Below are 19,053 nucleotides of genomic sequence, written 5' to 3'. Positions count from 1 at the left end.
CTGAAAAACGTGCGGACGCGCGGGTGGGCGTCAGCACTCGATAATGTTGACGGCCAAACCGCCACGGGCGGTTTCCTTGTATTTGCTTTTCATATCGGCGCCGGTCTGGCGCATGGTGCGGATGACCTTGTCGAGTGACACGAAGTGCTGCCCGTCGCCACGCAAAGCCATGCGCACCGCATTGATGGCCTTGACCGAGCCCATGGCATTGCGCTCGATGCACGGCACCTGCACCAGCCCGCCAATCGGGTCGCAGGTCAGGCCGAGGTTGTGTTCCATGCCGATTTCGGCGGCGTTTTCCACTTGGGACACGCTACCGCCCAACACTTCGCACAAAGCGCCGGCAGCCATGGAGCAGGCCACGCCGACCTCGCCCTGGCAGCCGACTTCGGCGCCGGAAATCGAGGCGTTTTCCTTGTACAAAATCCCGATGGCGGCGGCGGTGAGCAGAAAGCGCACCACGCCGTCCTCGTTCGCACCGGGGATAAAGCGCATGTAGTAATGCAACACCGCCGGCACTATCCCGGCCGCACCGTTGGTAGGTGCGGTGACCACGCGCCCGCCGTTGGCGTTTTCTTCGTTGACCGCCAGCGCATACAGGTTGACCCAGTCGAGTACCGACAACGGGTCGCGCAGCGCCGATTCGGGGTTCTTGCACAGCTGCCGATGCAGCGCCGCCGCACGGCGCTTGACCTTCAAACCGCCGGGCAAGATGCCTTCGTTGCGACAACCGGCATCTACGCAGTCCTGCATCACCTGCCAGATGTTCAGCAAACCGGCGCGGGTTTCCGCCTCCGGGCGCCAGGCGCTTTCATTGGTCAGCATCACTTGGCTGATGGACAGCCCGTAGGTGGCGCAATGGCCGAGCAAATCCTTGGCGTGCTTGAAAGGGAAGGTCAGCGGCGTGGTGTCTTCGACAATCCGGTCAGCACCGGCGGCGTCTTCATCCACCACAAACCCACCGCCGACCGAGTAATACTCGCGGCTGCGGATCTGGATGCCGGCGGCGTCAAAGGCGCGAAAAATCATGCCATTGGGATGGTAGGCGAGAGGCTTGCGAATCATCGCCAGGTGTTCTTTCTCGTTGAACGCAATGCTGTGTTCGCCGAGCAGGTTCAAGCGACCGTCACTGCGCATTTGCGCAAGGCGTGCGACGACGGTTTCGGTATTCACGGTGTCCGGGTGTTCGCCTTCCAGGCCCAGCAACACGGCCTTGTCGCTGCCGTGGCCTTTGCCGGTGGCGCCCAGTGAGCCATAGAGTTCCACCTTGATGCCGCTGGTGGTGTTCAGCAGGTTGTCACGTTTGAGGCCTTCGACGAATCGAGCCGCCGCACGCATCGGGCCGACGGTGTGGGAACTGGAGGGGCCGATGCCAATCTTGAACAGGTCGAACACGCTAAGGGACATGGTTGTTCTCCGGTTTCTTATTATGTGTCGGGTGTACTCGGTCAAATGGTGGAGGAGGACTATGTGGGAGCCGGGCTTGCCCGCGATGCAGGCAACTCGGTCTATCAGGTAGACCGGGGTGATGCCATCGCAGGCAAGCCAGCTCCCACACAAGCCAGCTTCTACATTAAATCGTGTACAACCTCAGATCACGCGTAGCTCTCGATCGACGGGCACGCACACACCAGGTTGCGGTCGCCAAACACGTTGTCGACCCGGCCAACCGGCGGCCAGTATTTGCCTTCGATCAACGACGCCACCGGGTACACCGCCTGTTCACGGCTGTACGGGTGGCTCCACTCACCGACGATTTCAGCCGCCGTGTGCGGGGCGTTTTTCAGTGGGTTGTCGTCCTTGTCCAAGGTGCCGTTTTCCACTGCGCGAATTTCCTCGCGGATGGCGATCATGGCGTCACAAAAGCGGTCCAGTTCTTCCCTGGATTCGCTTTCGGTCGGCTCGATCATCAAGGTGCCCGCCACCGGGAACGACATGGTCGGCGCATGGAAACCAAAGTCGATCAGGCGCTTGGCCACGTCATCCACGCTGATGCCGCTGCTGTCTTTCAATGGGCGCAGGTCCAGGATGCATTCGTGCGCCACCAGGCCGTTGCTGCCGGTGTAGAGCACGGGGTAATGCTCTTCGAGGCGACGGGAAATGTAGTTGGCGTTCAGGATCGCCAGCTGCGAAGCGCGCTTGAGGCCCGCGCCGCCCATCATGCTGATGTACATCCAGGTGATCGGCAAAATGCTCGCGCTGCCAAATGGCGCCGCGCACACCGCGCCTTCCTTGCGCTCCATGGCCGCGTGGCCTGGCAGGAACGGCGTGAGGTGGGATTTAACCCCAATCGGGCCAACGCCCGGGCCGCCACCGCCGTGCGGGATGCAGAAGGTTTTGTGCAGGTTCAGGTGGGACACGTCGCCACCGAACTTGCCCGGTGCGCACAGGCCGACCATCGCGTTCATGTTGGCGCCGTCGATGTACACCTGGCCGCCGTTGTCATGAATGATGCCGCAGATTTCGCGGATGCCTTCTTCGAACACGCCATGGGTGGACGGGTAGGTGATCATCAGCGCGGCGAGGTGTTCGCGGTGCTCGATGGCCTTGGCGCGCAAGTCTTCGATGTCGACGTTGCCGCGGGCATCGCAGGCGGTGACCACCACGCGCATACCGGCCATGTTGGCGGTCGCAGGGTTGGTGCCGTGGGCCGACGATGGGATCAGGCAGATGTCGCGGCGTTCTTCGCCACGGCTCTGGTGATAAGCACGAATGGCCAGCAGGCCTGCGTATTCACCTTGGGAACCGGCGTTCGGTTGCAGGGAGATTGCGTCGTAACCGGTGGCCGCGCAGAGCATGGCTTCCAGGTCGGAAGTCAGCTCCAGGTAGCCGGCGCTTTGTGCGGCCGGTGCGAAGGGGTGCAGGGCACCGAATTCAGCCCAGGTGACCGGGATCATTTCGCTGGCGGCGTTGAGTTTCATGGTGCACGAACCCAGCGGGATCATGGTGCGGTCCAGCGCCAGGTCCTTGTCGGCCAGCTTGCGCAGGTAGCGCATCAGCTCGGTTTCGGAGTGGTAACGGTTGAATACCGGGTGGCTGAGGATCGGCGACTGGCGCAGCAGCGCGGCGGGCAAGGTGCTTTCGGTCGCAGCAAAGGCCGGCAGTGCCTTGCCGTCGGCGAATATCGCCCACAAGGCTTCGATATCGGCCTGGGTGGTGGTTTCGTCGACTGACAGGCCAACGCGCTCGGCATCGACCACACGCAGGTTGATGCGCTGGACGCGGGCCTTGTCGTGCAGGGCGGCGGTGTTGGCGCCCGTGTTGAGGGTGATGGTGTCGAAGAAGTTTGCCTGCTCAACCTTAAGGCCCAGGGCGGTCAAGCCTTTGGCCAGGATCGCGGTCAGCTGGTGAATGCGCTGGGCGATCCGGGTCAGGCCTTCAGGGCCGTGGTACACGGCGTACATGCTGGCGATGTTGGCCAACAGGACCTGCGCGGTGCAGATGTTGCTGGTGGCTTTCTCGCGACGGATGTGTTGCTCGCGGGTCTGCATGGCCAGGCGCAGGGCCGGCTTGCCGAAACGGTCGACCGACACACCGACCAGACGGCCCGGCATATCACGCTTGAACGCATCCTTGGTGGAGAAGTACGCCGCGTGCGGGCCACCAAAGCCCAGCGGCACGCCGAAACGTTGCGCGCTGCCGATGGCCACGTCGGCGCCGAACTCACCCGGCGGGGTCAGCAGGGTCAGGGCCAGCAGGTCGGCGGCGACCGCGACCAAGGCATTGGCAGCGTGGAAACGCTCGGTCAGTTCGCGGTAATCAAACACATCACCGTTGCTGGCCGGGTATTGCAGCAGGGCGCCGAAAAACGCGCTGACGTCGGTCAGTTCACGCTCATCGCCCACTACCACGTCGATGCCCAACGGCTCGGCACGGGTGCGCAGCACGTCGAGGGTCTGTGGGTGGCTATGCACGGAGGCGAAGAAAGCGTTGCTGCCCTTGTTCTTGCTCAGGCGCTTACAGAAGGTCATGGCTTCGGCGGCGGCGGTGGCTTCGTCGAGCAAGGAGGCGTTGGCGATCGGCAGGCCGGTGAGGTCGCTGATCAGGGTCTGGAAGTTCAGCAGTGCTTCCAGGCGGCCTTGGGAAATCTCGGGTTGGTACGGGGTGTAGGCGGTGTACCAGGCCGGGTTTTCCAGCAGGTTGCGCAGGATCGGCGACGGCGTGTGGCAGTTGTAGTAGCCCTGGCCGATGTAAGTCTTGAACAGCTGGTTCTTGCCGGCGATGGCCTTGATCTTGGCCAGGGCCTGGGCTTCGCTCAGGCCGTCTTCCAGGCCGAGCACGCTGGTGCCCTTGATGCTTTCCGGGATCACGCTGGCGCTGAGGGCTTCGAGGGAATCAAAGCCCAGGCTTGCGAGCATGTGCTGCTCATCTTCCTGGCGCGGGCCGATGTGGCGGGCGATGAATTCGTTGGCGGTGCTGAGATTGATGGTCATGGTGCGCTCCTCAGGCTTCAGCGTTGGCTTTGATCAGGCGGTCGTACGCATCCTGATCCAGCAGTTTAGCTACCGCCTCGGCGTCGGCCGGTTTAAAGCGGAAGAACCAGCCTTCGCCCATCGGGTCTTCGTTGACCAGTTCCGGGCTGTCGCTGAGTGCGTCGTTTACTTCCAGCACTTCACCGGTCAGCGGCATGTACACGCCGCTGGCGGCTTTCACCGATTCCACGGTGGAGGCTTCGGCGCCCTTGTCGTAAGCCTGCAACTCCGGCAGTTGCACGAAAACCACATCACCCAGTGCGTTTTGCGCGAAAGCGGTGATACCCACGGTGACGCTGCCATCGGCTTCGGCGCGCAGCCATTCGTGATCTTCAGTGAAACGCAACTCGCTCATGGAAACTCCTCAGGGCCAGATTCGTCTGGTGGACGGGATGGGAATAATGGGGAGTTACTTAGCAATATTGCGGCCAATGTCATTAAGTCTTTATGAATCAATGGCTTAACTATTTTGGTTATGAGGATATGATTTTTGGCTGTAGCGATTTCGCTACACTCGGGCGCGCCAAAAAAAGCCTATGTGGATCAAAGCCTTGCATGGCGCGTAAAAAACAGGGTTGTAGCGATATCGTTACGCTGTAGCGCTTTCAGTACAGCGAGTGTCGTTTCTAGACTAGATTTGGAATGAAGTCCATGTGGGAGCGAGCAAGCCCGCTCCCACAATTTGATCTCTACATTTTCAGGGTTTGTTTGGAATGCCGTACTTGCGCAAGCGATGGGCGATCGCCGTGTGGGACGTTTGCAGGCGGCTCGCCAGTTGGCGGGTCGAGGGGTAGCTGGTGTAGAGGGTTTCCAGCAGGTTGCGCTCGAAGTCTTCCACCGCCTGTTCCAGGCTGTCGACTTCGCCGTCGCTCTGGCGCGCCACCGAGGTGCCGGCGATGTCGAGGTCGCCGATGTCCACCAGGCTGCTTTCGCAGATGGCGGCGGCGCGGAAGATCACGTTTTGCAGTTGGCGCACATTACCCGGCCAGCGGTTGCCGAGCAGGGCCGGGTAAGTGCCGGGCGCCAGGCGACACACCGGGCGCTGGATCTGCGCACAGGCTTGCTGCATGAAGTAGCGGGCCAGCAGCAGAATGTCCTGGCCGCGCTCGCGCAGTGGCGGCACTTCGACGTTGAGCACATTAAGGCGGTAAAACAGGTCTTCGCGGAAGGTGCCCTCGCTGACCATTTTTTCCAGGTCGCGATGGGTGGCGCTGAGGATGCGCACATTGACCTTCACTTCACGGTCGCCGCCCACCCGGCGAAAGCTGCCGTCATTCAGAAACCGCAGCAGCTTGGCCTGCAAATACGGCGACATCTCGCCAATTTCATCAAGGAACACCGTGCCCTGGTTGGCCAACTCCATCAGCCCGGGCTTGCCACCACGCTGCGCGCCGGTAAAGGCGCCAGGCGCATAACCGAACAACTCACTTTCGGCCAGGTTCTCCGGCAATGCCGCACAGTTCAAGGCCAAAAACGGTGCACTGTGGCGTGCGCTGATGGCATGGCAGGCGCGGGCGACCAGCTCTTTGCCGGTGCCGGTTTCGCCCTGGATCAACAGCGGCGCATCCAGCGCCGCCACCCGTTGCGCCCGGGCCTTGAGGGTGCGAATCACCGGCGACTCGCCCAGCAGCGCATCAAACCCTTCGGCATGGTCGTGATGCAGCGCCGACAGTTGCTCACCGATGCGGTTGGGTTGGTACAGGGTCAGCAGGGCGCCGGCGTCGGTGATCGGTGTGGCGTCGAGCAAAAAGGTCTGGCCGTTGACGCTGATCTCGCGCAACGGCAAACGAAAGCCCTGTTCGAGCAAAGTCTCCAGCAGCGCCGAGTCGTTGAACAACGCGCTGATGCTTTCACCCGCCGGTTCGCGGCCATACAGCGCGATCAGCGCCGGGTTGGCCAGCAGGATCTTGCCCGCGCTGTCCAGGGCCAGCACCGGGTCGGTCATGGCTGCGAGCAACGCGTCGAGTTGCAGGTGGCGGCGTTGGCCGGGAAGGATATCCACCACGGTGACCGCCTGTACGCCGTGCACGCTGAACAGTGCATCGCGCAGTTCTTCGAGCACCTCGGCGCTCAGGGTCGGCGCGTCGATGTACACGTTGGGCGGCACCATCTCCACCGCATCCAGGTTGAGATTGCGCCCACCGAGCAAGGCCAGGACTTCCTGGGTAATGCCGACGCGGTCGATGAAGCTGACGTGGATACGCATGGGGTGGCGACAAATCTGCAGAGCGAGAGGCCGCAAGTATGCCTTGCAGCGGATGGAGATCAAAATGTGGGAGCGGGCTTGCTCGCGAATGCGGTGTGTCAGTCTCTTAATTTATTGACTCAAAGACCGCATTCGCGAGCAAGCCCGCTCCCACATTGATAGTGTTGTGTCAGCGCAAACTGGTTATTCCAGGTGTTCGGGCTTGACCGGATCGCCAGACTTCACATCCAACTGATGCCGTACATCCTCAAACATCAAGTCGTACTGCTTGTGCATCGAGCCGTTAAGCGTCGCCACCTTCGGCATCCCGTATTTCTGCGCGATGTTCATCGCATGCCGGGCAAAGTCGAAGGCCTGGTCCTTGGGCAAAAAGAATTCCTCCTTGAGGTCTTTGCCCTGCACCGAGCCGTGCAGCTTGAAGAGCATTCCCTTGCCTTCCTTTGGATCCTGGCTGACCTCGTAGTCGATGCACAGGTTGTAGCTGTAGTCCTCCTTGTTGAGCGCGTGACGTTCGATGTGCAGGTGACCGGGTTCAAAGGTGGCCATAGGCGTTTCTCCTCTACTTCACAGGTAGGTGATGCCAGGTTTTGCCGTGCTGATACGCGTGCCGGCGCTGCCCTGGACGATGGCTTCGATGTCCGAGAGTGAACCGATCACTGCGGTTTTGCCAGTCTGACGGGCGAACTCGCAGGCCGCTTGTACCTTCGGCCCCATGGAGCCGGCGGCGAAGCCGAGCTTCTCCATGTCGTCGGGATGGGCCTGGCCGATAGCCTTCTGGGTCGGCTTGCCGAAGTCGATAAAAGCCGCATTCACATCGGTGGCAATCACCAGCAAATCGGCGTCCAGTTGCGCGGCCAGCAAGGATGAACACAGGTCTTTGTCGATCACCGCTTCAATGCCGCGCAGCTTGCCGTCTTCGCCATACATCGTCGGGATGCCGCCACCACCGGCGCAAATCACAATGGCGCGTTTTTCCAGCAGCCACTTGATCGGGCGGATTTCAAAGATGCGTTTGGGGCGTGGGCTGGCCACCACACGGCGGTATTTATCGCCATCGGGGGCGATGGCCCAGCCTTTTTCGGCGGCGAGTTTTTCGGCTTCGGCCTTGGAGTACACCGGGCCAATGGGTTTGGTCGGGTTCTGGAAGGCCGGGTCCTTGGCGTCGACTTCCACTTGGGTGAGCAAGGTGGCGAACGGTACTTCGAAGTCCAGCAGGTTGCCCAGTTCCTGTTCGATGATGTAGCCGATCATGCCTTCGGTCTCGGCGCCGAGCACGTCCAGCGGGTAGGGCGAAACCTGGGTGTAGGCCGCCGCCTGCAATGACAGCAGGCCGACTTGCGGGCCATTGCCGTGGGCGATCACCAGCTCGTTGCCGGGGTGGATCTTGGCGATCTGTTCGGTGGCGATGCGGATATTGGCGCGTTGGTTGTCCGCCGTCATGGGTTCACCACGGCGGAGCAGGGCGTTGCCGCCCAGGGCTACGACGATGCGCATAATGCATTCCTTTTAGAAGGATCGTTCCCACGCTCTGCGTGGGAATGCCTCACTGGACGCTCTGCGTCCGCTCTTGTGACGCAGAGCGTCACTGGCTGCATTCCCACGCAGAGCGTGGGAACGATCAGAGTGGGGTTAGATATCCGCCAGCGCCGACACCAGAATCGCCTTGATGGTATGCATGCGGTTTTCTGCCTGCTCAAATGCGATGTTGGCCGGCGACTCGAACACTTCCTCGGTCACTTCCACGCCATTGGCCAGGTTCGGATAACGCGCGGCGATGTCCTTGCCCACCTTGGTCTCACTGTTATGGAACGCCGGCAGGCAGTGCATGAACTTCACGCGCGGGTTGCCCGAGGCTTTCATCATCTTGGCGTTGACCTGGTACGGCAGCAGTTGCTCGATACGCTCGTCCCACGCTTCCACCGGCTCGCCCATCGACACCCAAATATCGGTGTGGATGAAGTCCACGCCTTTCACGGCTTCTTTCGGGTCTTCGGTGATGGTGATGCGTGCGCCGCTTTCCTCGGCAAAGGCCTGGCACTGCTTGATGAAATCTTCGTGTGGCCACAGCGCTTTCGGCGCGCCGATGCGCACGTCCATGCCCAGTTTGGCGCCGATCATCAGCAGCGAGTTGCCCATGTTGTAGCGCGCGTCGCCCAGGTACGCGTAGCTGATGTCATGCAGCGGCTTGTCGCTGTGCTCGCGCATGGTCAGGGTGTCGGCGATCATTTGGGTCGGGTGGAATTCGGCGGTGAGGCCGTTGAACACCGGCACACCGGCGAACTTGGCCAGCTCTTCGACGATTTCCTGTTCAAAGCCACGGTACTCGATGGCATCGAACATCCGGCCCAGGACGCGGGCGGTGTCTTTCATGCTTTCCTTGTGGCCGATCTGCGACGACACCGGGTCGATATAGGTGACGTGGGCGCCCTGGTCATGGGCTGCCACTTCGAACGCGCAACGGGTGCGAGTCGAGGTTTTTTCGAAGATCAGCGCGATGTTTTTGCCTTGCAGGTGCGGACGCTCGGTGCCGGTGTACTTGGCGCGTTTGAGGTCGCGGGACAGGTCCAGCAGGTAGTTCAACTCGCGGGTAGTGTGGTGCATCAGCGACAGCAGGCTGCGGTTGCGCATGTTAAAAGCCATGATGAGTCTCCTTAATAGTCGATTGGGTCGCGGATGATCGGGCAGGTCATGCAGTGGCCACCGCCACGGCCTCGGCCCAGTTCACCGGCGCTGATGGTGATGACTTCCACACCGGCCTTGCGCAGCAGGGTGTTGGTGTAGGTGTTGCGGTCGTAACCGATCACCACGCCAGGCTCCACGGCCACCACGTTGTTGCCGTCATCCCATTGCTCGCGCTCGGCGGCGAAGCTGTTGCCGCCGGTCTCGACCACACGCAGTGCCTTGAGGTTGAGCGCTGCGGCCACGGTTTCGAGGAAATTGGTTTTCTCCCGCTGGATGTCGATGCCGTGCGGCTTGCTCTCATCCGGGCGCAGGGTGAAGGGCACGATCTGGTTGACCACTTCGGGGAAGATGGTCACCAGGTCGCGGTCGCAGAAGCTGAACACGGTGTCCAGGTGCATCGCCGCGCGGGACTTCGGCAGACCGGCAACGATCACGCGTTCCACGGCTTTGTTTTTGAACAGGTTGCGCGCCAGTTGGCCAATCGCCTGGTGCGAAGAACGCTCGCCCATGCCGATCAACACCACGCCATTGCCAATCGGCATCACGTCGCCGCCTTCCAGCGTGGCGGCACCGTGTTCCTGGTCGGGGTCGCCGTACCAGATCTGGAAGTCGGCGTTGGTGAACTCGGGGTGGAATTTATAGATGGCGCTGGCCAACAGGGTTTCCTGACGTCGCGCCGGCCAGTACATCGGGTTGAGCGTCACACCGCCGTAGATCCAGCAGGTGGTATCGCGGGTGAACTGAGTGTTGGGCAGCGGCGGCAGGATGAAGCTTGAGTGGCCGAGGAAGTCGCGGAACATCTCGATGGTTCGGCCACCAAAGCTGCTCGGCAGGTCATCGGCCGACACGCCGCCAATCAGGAACTCGCTGATCTTGCGCGGCTCCAGGCTGCGCAGCCACGAGCCGACTTCATCGACCAGGCCCAGGCCAACGGTATTGGCGGTGATCTTGCGCTCCAGAATCCAGTCCAGCGCTTCGGGGATGGCGACGATATCGGTCAGCAGGTTGTGCATTTCCAGCACATCAATGTCCCGCTCGCGCATCTTGGTTACGAAGTCGAAGTGGTCGCGCTTGGCCTGGGCCACCCACAGCACGTCATCGAACAGCAGTTCGTCGCAGTTGTTGGGGGTCAGCCGCTGATGGGCCAAACCTGGGGAGCACACCATGACTTTGCGCAGTTTGCCGGCTTCGGAATGTACGCCGTACTTCACTTTTTCCGTGGTCATTACAGATCCTCCAGTCAGAATTACAGAGTCAGGAAGCCGTCGTAGAGGCCATAGGCAGCCACGAGGGCGCCAATGACGACTGCGGCAAAAATCAGCTTCTCGACGTTGGTGAAAATCGGCTTGCCCAGTTCATGCTTGGCCTTGGCGAACAGGATGGCGCCGGGGGCATAGAGCAGGGCGGACAGCAGCAGGTATTTGGTGCCACCGGCGTAGAGCAGCCAGACCGCGTAGATCAGGGCGATGGCGCCGATGAACAGGTCTTTCCTGCGCTCGCGCAGGGCGTTTTCGTAGGTCTCGCCGCGCACCGCCAGCAGCAGTGCATAGGCCGCCGACCACAGGTAAGGCACCAGGATCATCGAGGTGGCGAGGTAGATCAGCGACAGGTAAGTGCTGGCCGAAAACAGCGTGATGACCAGGAAAACCTGAACCATCGCATTGGTCAGCCACAGGGCGTTGACCGGCACATGGTTGGCGTTTTCCTTACGCAGGAACTCCGGCATGGTGTGGTCCTTGGCGGCGGCGAACATGATCTCCGCACACAGCAGCACCCACGACAGCAGCGCACCCAGCAGCGAGATGATCAAGCCGACGCTGATCAACACCGCGCCCCAGTGGCCCACCACATGCTCCAGCACGGCAGCCATTGAAGGGTTCTGCAGTTTGGCCAGTTCCGGTTGGGTCATGATGCCCAGGGACAGCACGTTCACCAGCATCAGAAACAGCAGCACGGTGATAAAGCCGATCACGGTGGCCTTGCCGACGTCGCTGCGTTTTTCTGCACGGGACGAGAAGATGCTCGCGCCTTCGATGCCGATAAACACCCACACGGTGACCAGCATCATGTTGCGCACCTGGTTCATCACACTGCCCAGATCTGGGTTTTTCACGCCCCAGATGTCAGCGGTAAAGATGTCCAGCTTGAACGCGAACAGCGCGATCAATACAAACAGCACCAGCGGCACCACTTTGGCGACGGTGGTCACCAGGTTGATGAAGGCTGCTTCCTTGATGCCGCGCAGTACCAGGAAATGCACGGCCCATAGCAGCACCGAGGCGCCGATCACCGCCACTGGCGTGTTGCCCTCGCCAAAAATGGGGAAGAAGTAACCGAGGGTGCTGAACAGCAACACGAAGTAACCGACGTTGCCCAGCCAGGCGCTGATCCAGTAACCCCAGGCTGATGAGAAGCCCATGTAGTCGCCAAACCCGGCCTTGGCATAGGCGTACACGCCGCCGTCGAGGTCAGGCTTGCGGTTGGCCAGGGTCTGGAACACGAAAGCGAGGGTGAGCATGCCGATGGCGGTAATGACCCAGCCGATCAACACCGCGCCGACATCGGCGCTGGCGGCCATGTTTTGCGGGAGTGAGAAGATCCCGCCGCCAATCATTGAGCCCACGACCAGCGCAACCAGGGCGCCGAGTCGAAGTTTTCCGGGAGTTTCAGACATTGCATGACTCCAATGCAGGAGAAGAGAGACCACAGAATAATTCCGTGCGCTAATCAAACAGCTGACTCAGATCACTTCATTGGCACATTCCATTGTGAATTAATGACTTAAGGGTAAAATCCCGAGGCAATAGTTTCCCCCGCAAAGGCGCTTTCCAGAGCGGCTCCTGCGTGTTTATTAATCATTTAGTTCGAGGTGTGGACGTTTGACCCTAGCCCGTTTTGTCGAATGTGCAAACTTTTCTCAATTAAGGGCCTAAGCCAGCACGAACTGGCAAAGTGCCTGCTCTATTTAAATTATAAATAAGCCTAAACTTTATAAACTGTCATGCCATTGCGTTATGAGCGTGACGGTTTTATCGCGGTCTTTAATAAACGCTACACTCGCTGAGTTAATTAGTTGAGTGCGCGCGTGTTCTCTCAAACTATTTTATTTCAGGAGTTTTCATGTCCCAACCGGCCGAGAAACTACGCCTCAGCGCGTTGATTGCCCTGGTGGTGGGTTCGATGATCGGCGGCGGTATTTTCTCTTTGCCGCAGAACATGGCCGCACGCGCCGAAGTGGGCGCCGTGCTGATCGGCTGGGCCATCACCGCCGTCGGCATGCTCACCCTGGCCTTTGTGTTCCAGACCCTGGCCAATCGCAAACCCGAACTGGATTCCGGCGTGTACGCCTACGCCAAGGCCGGGTTCGGTGACTACATGGGGTTTTCGTCGGCCTGGGGCTACTGGATCAGTGCATGGATGGGCAACGTCGGTTACTTCGTGTTGCTGTTCAGCACCCTCGGCTACTTTTTCCCGGTGTTCGGCCAGGGCAATACGCCGGTCGCCATCGGCTGTGCCTCGCTGCTGCTGTGGGCGGTGCATTTTCTGGTGCTGCGTGGCATCAAGGAGGCGGCGTTCATCAACCAGATCACTACGGTGGCGAAGATCGTGCCGTTGCTGATGTTTATCGTGATCGCCGCCGTGGCGTTCAAGGCGGATATCTTTACCCGCGATATCTGGGGCCTGGGTAACCCGCAATTCGGCAGCGTGGTCGATCAGGTGCGCAACATGATGCTGGTCACCGTGTTCGTGTTTATCGGTATCGAGGGCGCCAGCGTGTATTCGGCGCGCGCCGAGAAGCGCTCGGACGTGGGCCGCGCCACCGTGATCGGCTTTCTGGGTGTGCTGGCACTGCTGGTGCTGGTGAATGTGCTGTCCCTGGGCATCATGAGCCAGCCGGAGCTGGCGCAATTGCAAAACCCTTCACTGGCAGGTGTGCTGGAACATATCGTCGGGCCGTGGGGCGCGATGGCGATCAGCATCGGCTTGGCCGTGTCGCTGCTCGGCGCCTTGCTGTCATGGGTGCTGCTGTGTGCGGAAATCCTCTACGCCACTGCCCATGACAAGACCATGCCGGCCTTCCTTAAAAAGGAAAACCCCAACCGGGTGCCGGTCAATGCGCTGTGGCTGACCAACGTGATGATCCAGGTGTTCCTGGTGATCACGCTGTTTTCCCACAGCACCTACACCACCCTGATTTACCTGGCCTCGTCGATGATCCTGGTGCCGTACCTGTGGTCGGCGGCCTACGCGGTGCTGCTGAGCGGGCGCGGCGAAACCTATGCCGGTGCCCAGCGCCAGCGTTATAAGGATTTTCTGGTCGGCCTGATCGCCCTCGGCTATGCCGTCTGGCTGCTGTATGCCGGTGGCTTGAAGTACCTGCTGCTCTCGGCGTTGCTGTATGCGCCCGGCGTGATCCTGTTTGCCCTGGCCAAGCGCGAACAGGGCCAGCCCTTGTTTACGCCCATGGAAAAAGGCATTTTCAGTTGCGTGATCGCGGGCGCGGGGCTGGCGGCTTATGGGCTGTATAGCGGGGTGTTGTCGTTGTGAGATTGGCGTATGAGCCGCCCTATGACTGGGCGGCAATGCTGGGTTTTCTATCGGCGCGGGCCATCACCGGGTTGGAGACCGTGGAGGCCGGCGTGTATCGGCGCAGCATCAGCATTGGCGGGCAACACGGCTGCATCAGCGTGGCGCCGGGCGCGGGCGATTGGCTGGAAGTGGGCGTTGAGTTTCCCGACATGGCGGCGTTGCCCGAGATCGAGCGGCGCCTGCGGGCGATGTTCGATCTGGATGCGCGGCCTGGTTTGATCAATGCGCAACTGGCCGCCGACCCGTTGATGGCGCAGTTGGTGGCTACCCGCCCTGGCCTGCGGGTGCCGGGGACGTGGGATGGTTTGGAGCTGGCGATTCGTGCAGTGCTGGGCCAGCAGATCACGGTGGTCGCGGCCATTCGCCTGGCGGGTAAATTGGTGGCGCAGTATGGCCAGCCGCTGCAAACGCCCCATACCGGTATTACCCATGTATTTCCTGCTCCTGAAGTCTTGGCGGCGGCGGACCTGGCGACCTTGGGTATGCCCAGGGCGCGGGGCCGTACCTTGTCGGGTGTGGCTCGGGCGTTGCTGGATGATCCGCAATTATTTGCAGCCAAGGCCAATCTCAAGGACGGCGTGGCGCGCCTGGTAGCCTTGCCGGGAATTGGCGACTGGACCGCGCAGTACATCGCCATGCGTCAGTTGCGTGAGCCGGATGCGTTTGCGTCGGGGGATATTGGCTTGATCAATGCGCTGGCGGCGCTGGAAGGCGGGCCGGTATCGGCGCGGCAGTTGTTGGCCAGGGCTGAGGCGTGGCGGCCTTTAAGGGCGTATGCGGCGCAGCATTTGTGGACGTCGTTGAGCAGAATGGATTGATGACATCTTTTAGGGCCTCATCGCAGGCAAGCCAGCTCCCACATTCGACTGTGTTCACACATCCAATGTGGGAGCTGGCTTGCCTGCGATAGCGATCTCAATTCACCACTGAGCTCGATGTGAGCCCAATTCCCCAGCGGGCAAATCCCACTGCAACGGCGTGCCACTGATGGTCACCGGCGCCAGCAAACGATGGGCCTGGCCCCAGGCCGTCTGCTCCACCACCAAGCCCTGATCGCCCGGTTCTTCGGCCCGCAACGCCGGCTGCTCCGGCACTTGCCCGGCCTCCACCAGCAACTTTGCGGTGCGCGCCAATGACAAGCGCGCCGAACCACCGCGGCCGGTTTTCAGCCGCTCGCTCAAGGCTTGAATCGCACTGGCCGCCATCAAATACCCGGTCCCATGATCCAGCGCCTGCAACGGCAGCGGCACCGGTTTATCCGCCTGTTTCCACGCCATGCCAGCATCGGCAATGCCGCTGCTCATCTGCACCAGACTGTCGAAGCCACGACGGTTGCGCCACGGGCCGCTCCAGCCGTAGGCGTTGAGGCTTACGTCGATCAGGCCGGGGGCGAGGCGTTGTAATTCTGTGGCGGTGTAGCCCAACTGTTCGAGCGCGTCGGCGCGGTAGCCGTGGAACAGGATGTCGGCGTCCTTGAGCAGGTTTTCGAACACCTGGCGGTCTTCGGCACTTTTAAGGTTCAGGCGTGCGCAGCGTTTGCCCAGGGTCATTTCCGGCACTACGCCCGGTTCGTTCCAGGTCGGCGAGTCGATGCGCAGTACATCGGCGCCCAGGCCTGCGAGAAAACGACTGGCCACAGGACCGGCCAACACACGGGTCAAGTCCAGCACCTTGATGCCGGCCAGCGGGCGTGCCACCGAGCCGAGCCACGGTTTGTCGCCAGTGGTGTCGAAGGTCTGGCGCTGCACCAATGCCTCGGCGTTCACCGCCAACCCTTGCGGATGGGTTTGCCAGGCCTGCCAGGTACGCATCTGCGCCGCGCAACCGCCGGCATCGACGATCGCCTGTTCCAGTTCGGCGGCGTTCCAGGCGGCGACTTTACTGGCCATCTCGGCGCGGTCATTGACCTTGCCCAGGACGCGCTCGGCGGCAGCCCGGTGGTGGGGCGCATTGGTGTGCAAACGGATCCAGCCGTCGGCGCTGGCGTAGTCGCCGGCCACCGGGTCCCACAGCGGCGGTACTTGCCAGCCCACCGGGCGAATCGAGGAGGAGAACCAGAAGCAAGCGAGGCGTCGGTCCACGCTCACGCTGGGCAAGCGCCCGGTTTGTTGCTGGATAAGTTGAGCAACCGCCAGGCCGGCAGCGCCGAGGCTGGCGCTGGCCAGTTCGGTCACGGCAAAGGTCGAGGGCAGGGCGCCGGCCTCGGTGAACGTCAGTGGGGTTTGCGGTAAATCGAGTGCGGCTTGGATGGGTGTCAGCAGGTCAGTCATCAAAGGCCCTCCGTTAGAGAAGGGCCACTATAGAAGATCCTCACACGGCTGTGACCACTCCCGGCACCAACGGCAAGTCGATGCTGGCGATAAAACCACCGTCCGGGTGATTGGCCAGAATCAGGCTGCCGCCATGGCGTTCGGCGGCGCGGCGGGCAATCGCCAGGCCCAGCCCGTGGCCTTGGGCCGCTTGACCGGGCGCGCGATAAAACGGCTCGCCCAGTTGGCTCAAGTGTTCGGCTTCAACGCCGGGGCCGTGGTCGCGCACGCTGATCAGGATGCGCTCGCCCTGGTGCTGGGCGCCTAGCTCGATCGGCTGGCCAACGGGGTTAAAGCGCTGGGCGTTACGCAGCAGGTTGTCCACCGCGCGCTCGATCATGGTCGGCCAGCCCTTGAGGTGCAGCTCGGGTTCGGCGCTCAATTGCACCACCTGTTCCGGCGCACTGAGTTGGGCATCCTTTTGTAAGGTTCTGAGCAGTGGGGTGAGGTCGAATTCTTCGGCGCTGGCGTTGTCGGCGTCCACGCGGGCCAGCACCAGAATCTCGCTGATGAGTGCTTCCAGACGGTCGCACTCACGGGTCAGGCGCGGCCACAGGCGTTCGCGTTCTTCGGGGCCGGCGCGTTCGGCCAGGGCCAGGGCGATGCGCAAGCGGGCCAGCGGCGAGCGCAGTTCGTGGGACACATCGCGCAGCAACTGGCGCTGGCTGCCGATCAGGCTTTGCAAGCGTGCGCCCATGCGGTTGAAGTCCGTGGCCAGCACGCCGAATTCATCGCGGCGGTTGGCCAGTTGCGCCAGGCTGTTTTGCTGATAGGTGGTCTGGCCCAGGTCATGCACTGCGCCGCGCAGGCGGCTGAGTGGGCGGGTAATGGACAAGGTCACCAGCAGGCTGAACAGCGTCAGCACCACCAGGGCAATGGCCAGTGCGCTCAACGGCCACATCAGGCTGCTGCGGTGCCAGGCGTCCAGTTCCGGGTTGGGGATGCGATAGATCAGCAGGTACGTGTCACCGGTTTTTTCACTGGTGTACTCGGCGGTCAGGCGGCGCCAGGGCAGATGGCTGTCCTGGTTGTCATTCTGGCGGGCTTCGAAGGCGGCGGCACGGCGCGGGAAAGTGCCGCGTACCACCGGGTCGCCGCTTTCGTTGAGGACCTGCACGTCGATGTGGTACTGGCGTTTGCGTTGTTGCAGCAACTCCTGGGCGGCGTCCTCACCCTGGGCTTCGTAGAGTTGCGTCCACTCTTGCGCCAGGTTGTTGAGGCCGGGATGGCGGCTCAGAATCCAGGTGTCCTGGTTGAGCATATGCCCAAGCAGGATCGACAGCCCGGCAACCAAGGCGATGGCCAGCCAGAAACTGGCCAGGATGCGCCAGAACAATGAACGCACAGGAAACCCTCAAACACGAAAAGCCCAGCGGCGCGAGCCACTGGGCTGGGGAGGTAACGCTAGCGCATTATTGCGCTTTTTGCGGCTGTTGCGCTTTCCAGGCCTGGAATTCCTTCCACTCGGCGCGGCGCTCGGCTTGCTTCTTGACGATCTCGTCGAACTTCTTCTGTTGATCGGGTTTGAGCACGGCACGGATATCAGCCTGGGTTTTCTGCTTGGCGGCGGCCATGTCGTTTTTCATGGCTTGCTGGTCAGCGGCCGGCAGCTTGTCGAGGTACTTGCGCACGATTTCTTTGCGGCCGTGCCATTGTTCGCCCATCAGCTTGCCGATTTGCTCGCGCTGTTCGCGGCTCAGGTCGAGCTGGCTGAAGGGGCCGCCTTTGCCACGCGGACCGTGTTCGCCGCCGTGGCCTGGGCCGCCCATCATATGGCCTTCAGGGCCGCCCATCGGGCCTGGGCCTTCTGGCGCTGCGGCCATGGCGATGGTTGGCAGGGCAGCGGCGAACATCAGAGCGATAAGGGTCTTGCGCATGGTGTTTCTCCTGTCTCTATTCCGGTGAGTCCGGATGTGAGTAGGTTACCCAGCGCAAGGTCAGCGGCGGTCAGGGGAGGGTAAAGCTTGGGTAAAGAGGGTTTGTTGCGAGGTTTACATTGATCGTTCCCACGCTCTGCGTGGGATTGCATACCGTGACGCTCTGCGTCACCGGCGTACACAGCGGAACGCAGAGCGTCCCCGGCGGCATTACCACGCGGAGCGTGGGAACGATCTTTAGAGGCTGTAATAGTAACCACGGCTGCGCAGCGCCACGATCCGCGGCCGGCCATCCGGGTGTGGGCCGATCTTTTTGCGCAGGTTGCTCACGTGCATGTCCAGGCTGCGATCGTACAGAGTGAGCTTGCGGCCCAGGGCGATCTGCGCCAGTTCCTGCTTGTCCAGCGGTTCGCCGGGCTGGCGCAGCAAGGCTTCGAGCAGGCGGCTTTCGGACACCGTGAGGGTGAATTCCTGCTCGTCGATGCTGACCACGCCGCGCACCGGGCTGAAGCACAAATCGCCCAGCTCCATCTGCGTCGACACCGCCGCCGGGTGGCTGCGGCGCAGCACGGCGCGCAGGCGCGCAGTCAGCTCGCGTGGGTCGCAGGGCTTGGCCAGGTAATCGTCGGCACCCAGTTCCAGGCCGAGGATACGGTCCAGCGGTTCGCCACGGGCCGAGAGCATCACCACCGGCAACTCCGGGTGGTCATTGCGCAGTTGCTTGAGCAACTCCAGGCCGCTGCCATCCGGCAGCATCACGTCAAGCACCACGGCGGCGGGTGCGGCTTCGGCCAGGGCTTTGCGCGCGCTCAAGCCGTCGTGGCAGGCGCGCACCTGGAAACCTTCCTGGCTCAGCCAACTGGTCAGCAGCTCACAGAGCTCCTGGTCATCATCTATCAGTAACAGCTCGCTCATGA

General features: G+C 61.7%; 15 protein-coding genes. 2 read left to right on the top strand and 13 right to left on the bottom strand.

Translation table 11 applies throughout. The features are described from left to right. Nucleotides 1-30: 30 nt before the first annotated feature. The 9 genes from BLV67_RS22355 to arcD (BLV67_RS22315) form a co-directional block, all read right to left on the bottom strand. On the bottom strand, nt 31-1,407 hold the full coding sequence (locus tag BLV67_RS22355) for an L-serine ammonia-lyase (RefSeq protein ID WP_065930449.1): 1,377 nt from the start codon (nt 1,405-1,407) through the stop codon (nt 31-33). A 188-nt stretch (nt 1,408-1,595) separates the two neighbouring features. Beyond that, entirely contained in the window at nt 1,596-4,433 is a 2,838-nt protein-coding gene (gene gcvP / locus BLV67_RS22350) for an aminomethyl-transferring glycine dehydrogenase (protein ID WP_065930450.1), read from the bottom strand. 10 nt (nt 4,434-4,443) lie between these two features. Next, on the bottom strand, nt 4,444-4,827 hold the full coding sequence (gene gcvH / locus BLV67_RS22345; RefSeq protein WP_056858590.1) for a glycine cleavage system protein GcvH: 384 nt from the start codon (nt 4,825-4,827) through the stop codon (nt 4,444-4,446). A gap of 342 nt (nt 4,828-5,169) precedes the next feature. After that, nucleotides 5,170-6,678, bottom strand: a complete 1,509-nt coding sequence (locus tag BLV67_RS22340) for a sigma-54-dependent transcriptional regulator (protein ID WP_065930451.1) — start codon at nt 6,676-6,678, stop codon at nt 5,170-5,172. A gap of 183 nt (nt 6,679-6,861) precedes the next feature. Continuing rightward, on the bottom strand, nt 6,862-7,224 hold the full coding sequence (locus BLV67_RS22335) for a DUF5064 family protein (RefSeq protein ID WP_065930452.1): 363 nt from the start codon (nt 7,222-7,224) through the stop codon (nt 6,862-6,864). An 18-nt stretch (nt 7,225-7,242) separates the two neighbouring features. After that, nucleotides 7,243-8,172: a carbamate kinase gene (gene arcC / locus BLV67_RS22330; RefSeq protein WP_069788147.1), complete on the bottom strand. Its 930-nt coding sequence runs from the start codon at nt 8,170-8,172 to the stop codon at nt 7,243-7,245. Nucleotides 8,173-8,307: 135 nt separating this feature from the next. After that, nucleotides 8,308-9,318 (bottom strand): ornithine carbamoyltransferase, encoded by a 1,011-nt coding sequence (locus tag BLV67_RS22325; RefSeq protein WP_015885593.1) that lies wholly within the window; start codon nt 9,316-9,318, stop codon nt 8,308-8,310. A gap of 11 nt (nt 9,319-9,329) precedes the next feature. Next, nucleotides 9,330-10,586 (bottom strand): arginine deiminase, encoded by a 1,257-nt coding sequence (gene arcA / locus BLV67_RS22320; protein ID WP_058422253.1) that lies wholly within the window; start codon nt 10,584-10,586, stop codon nt 9,330-9,332. 20 nt (nt 10,587-10,606) lie between these two features. Then, nucleotides 10,607-12,034: an arginine-ornithine antiporter gene (gene arcD / locus BLV67_RS22315; RefSeq protein WP_069788146.1), complete on the bottom strand. Its 1,428-nt coding sequence runs from the start codon at nt 12,032-12,034 to the stop codon at nt 10,607-10,609. Nucleotides 12,035-12,480: 446 nt separating this feature from the next. Between arcD (BLV67_RS22315) and arcD (BLV67_RS22310) the strand changes: the two genes are divergently transcribed. Both arcD (BLV67_RS22310) and BLV67_RS22305 read left to right on the top strand, forming a co-directional pair. After that, nucleotides 12,481-13,908, top strand: a complete 1,428-nt coding sequence (gene arcD / locus BLV67_RS22310) for an arginine-ornithine antiporter (protein ID WP_069788145.1) — start codon at nt 12,481-12,483, stop codon at nt 13,906-13,908. After that, nucleotides 13,905-14,768 (top strand): DNA-3-methyladenine glycosylase family protein, encoded by an 864-nt coding sequence (locus BLV67_RS22305; protein WP_069788144.1) that lies wholly within the window; start codon nt 13,905-13,907, stop codon nt 14,766-14,768. Before arcD (BLV67_RS22310) ends, BLV67_RS22305 begins: the two co-directional genes overlap by 4 nt. Nucleotides 14,769-14,870: 102 nt before the next feature. Here BLV67_RS22305 and BLV67_RS22300 read toward each other — a convergent pair whose 3' ends face one another. The 4 genes from BLV67_RS22300 to BLV67_RS22285 all read right to left on the bottom strand — a co-directional run bounded on the left by BLV67_RS22300 (nt 14,871) and on the right by BLV67_RS22285 (nt 19,051). Continuing rightward, nucleotides 14,871-16,220 (bottom strand): CoA transferase, encoded by a 1,350-nt coding sequence (locus BLV67_RS22300; RefSeq protein ID WP_069788143.1) that lies wholly within the window; start codon nt 16,218-16,220, stop codon nt 14,871-14,873. A 40-nt stretch (nt 16,221-16,260) separates the two neighbouring features. Continuing rightward, entirely contained in the window at nt 16,261-17,604 is a 1,344-nt protein-coding gene (locus BLV67_RS22295; protein ID WP_069788142.1) for a sensor histidine kinase, read from the bottom strand. Nucleotides 17,605-17,671: 67 nt separating this feature from the next. Continuing rightward, entirely contained in the window at nt 17,672-18,136 is a 465-nt protein-coding gene (locus tag BLV67_RS22290; protein WP_056858600.1) for an LTXXQ domain protein, read from the bottom strand. Nucleotides 18,137-18,373: 237 nt separating this feature from the next. Continuing rightward, complete coding sequence (locus tag BLV67_RS22285; protein ID WP_056858601.1) at nt 18,374-19,051, bottom strand: response regulator transcription factor; 678 nt, start codon at nt 19,049-19,051, stop codon at nt 18,374-18,376. Nucleotides 19,052-19,053 lie beyond the last annotated feature (2 nt).

It is taken from the genome of Pseudomonas salomonii, from assembly GCF_900107155.1.
GTDB lineage: Bacteria > Pseudomonadota > Gammaproteobacteria > Pseudomonadales > Pseudomonadaceae > Aquipseudomonas > Aquipseudomonas salomonii.
Note: the sequence above shows the minus strand (reverse complement) of the source record. Positions and strands in the feature narration are given on the sequence as shown.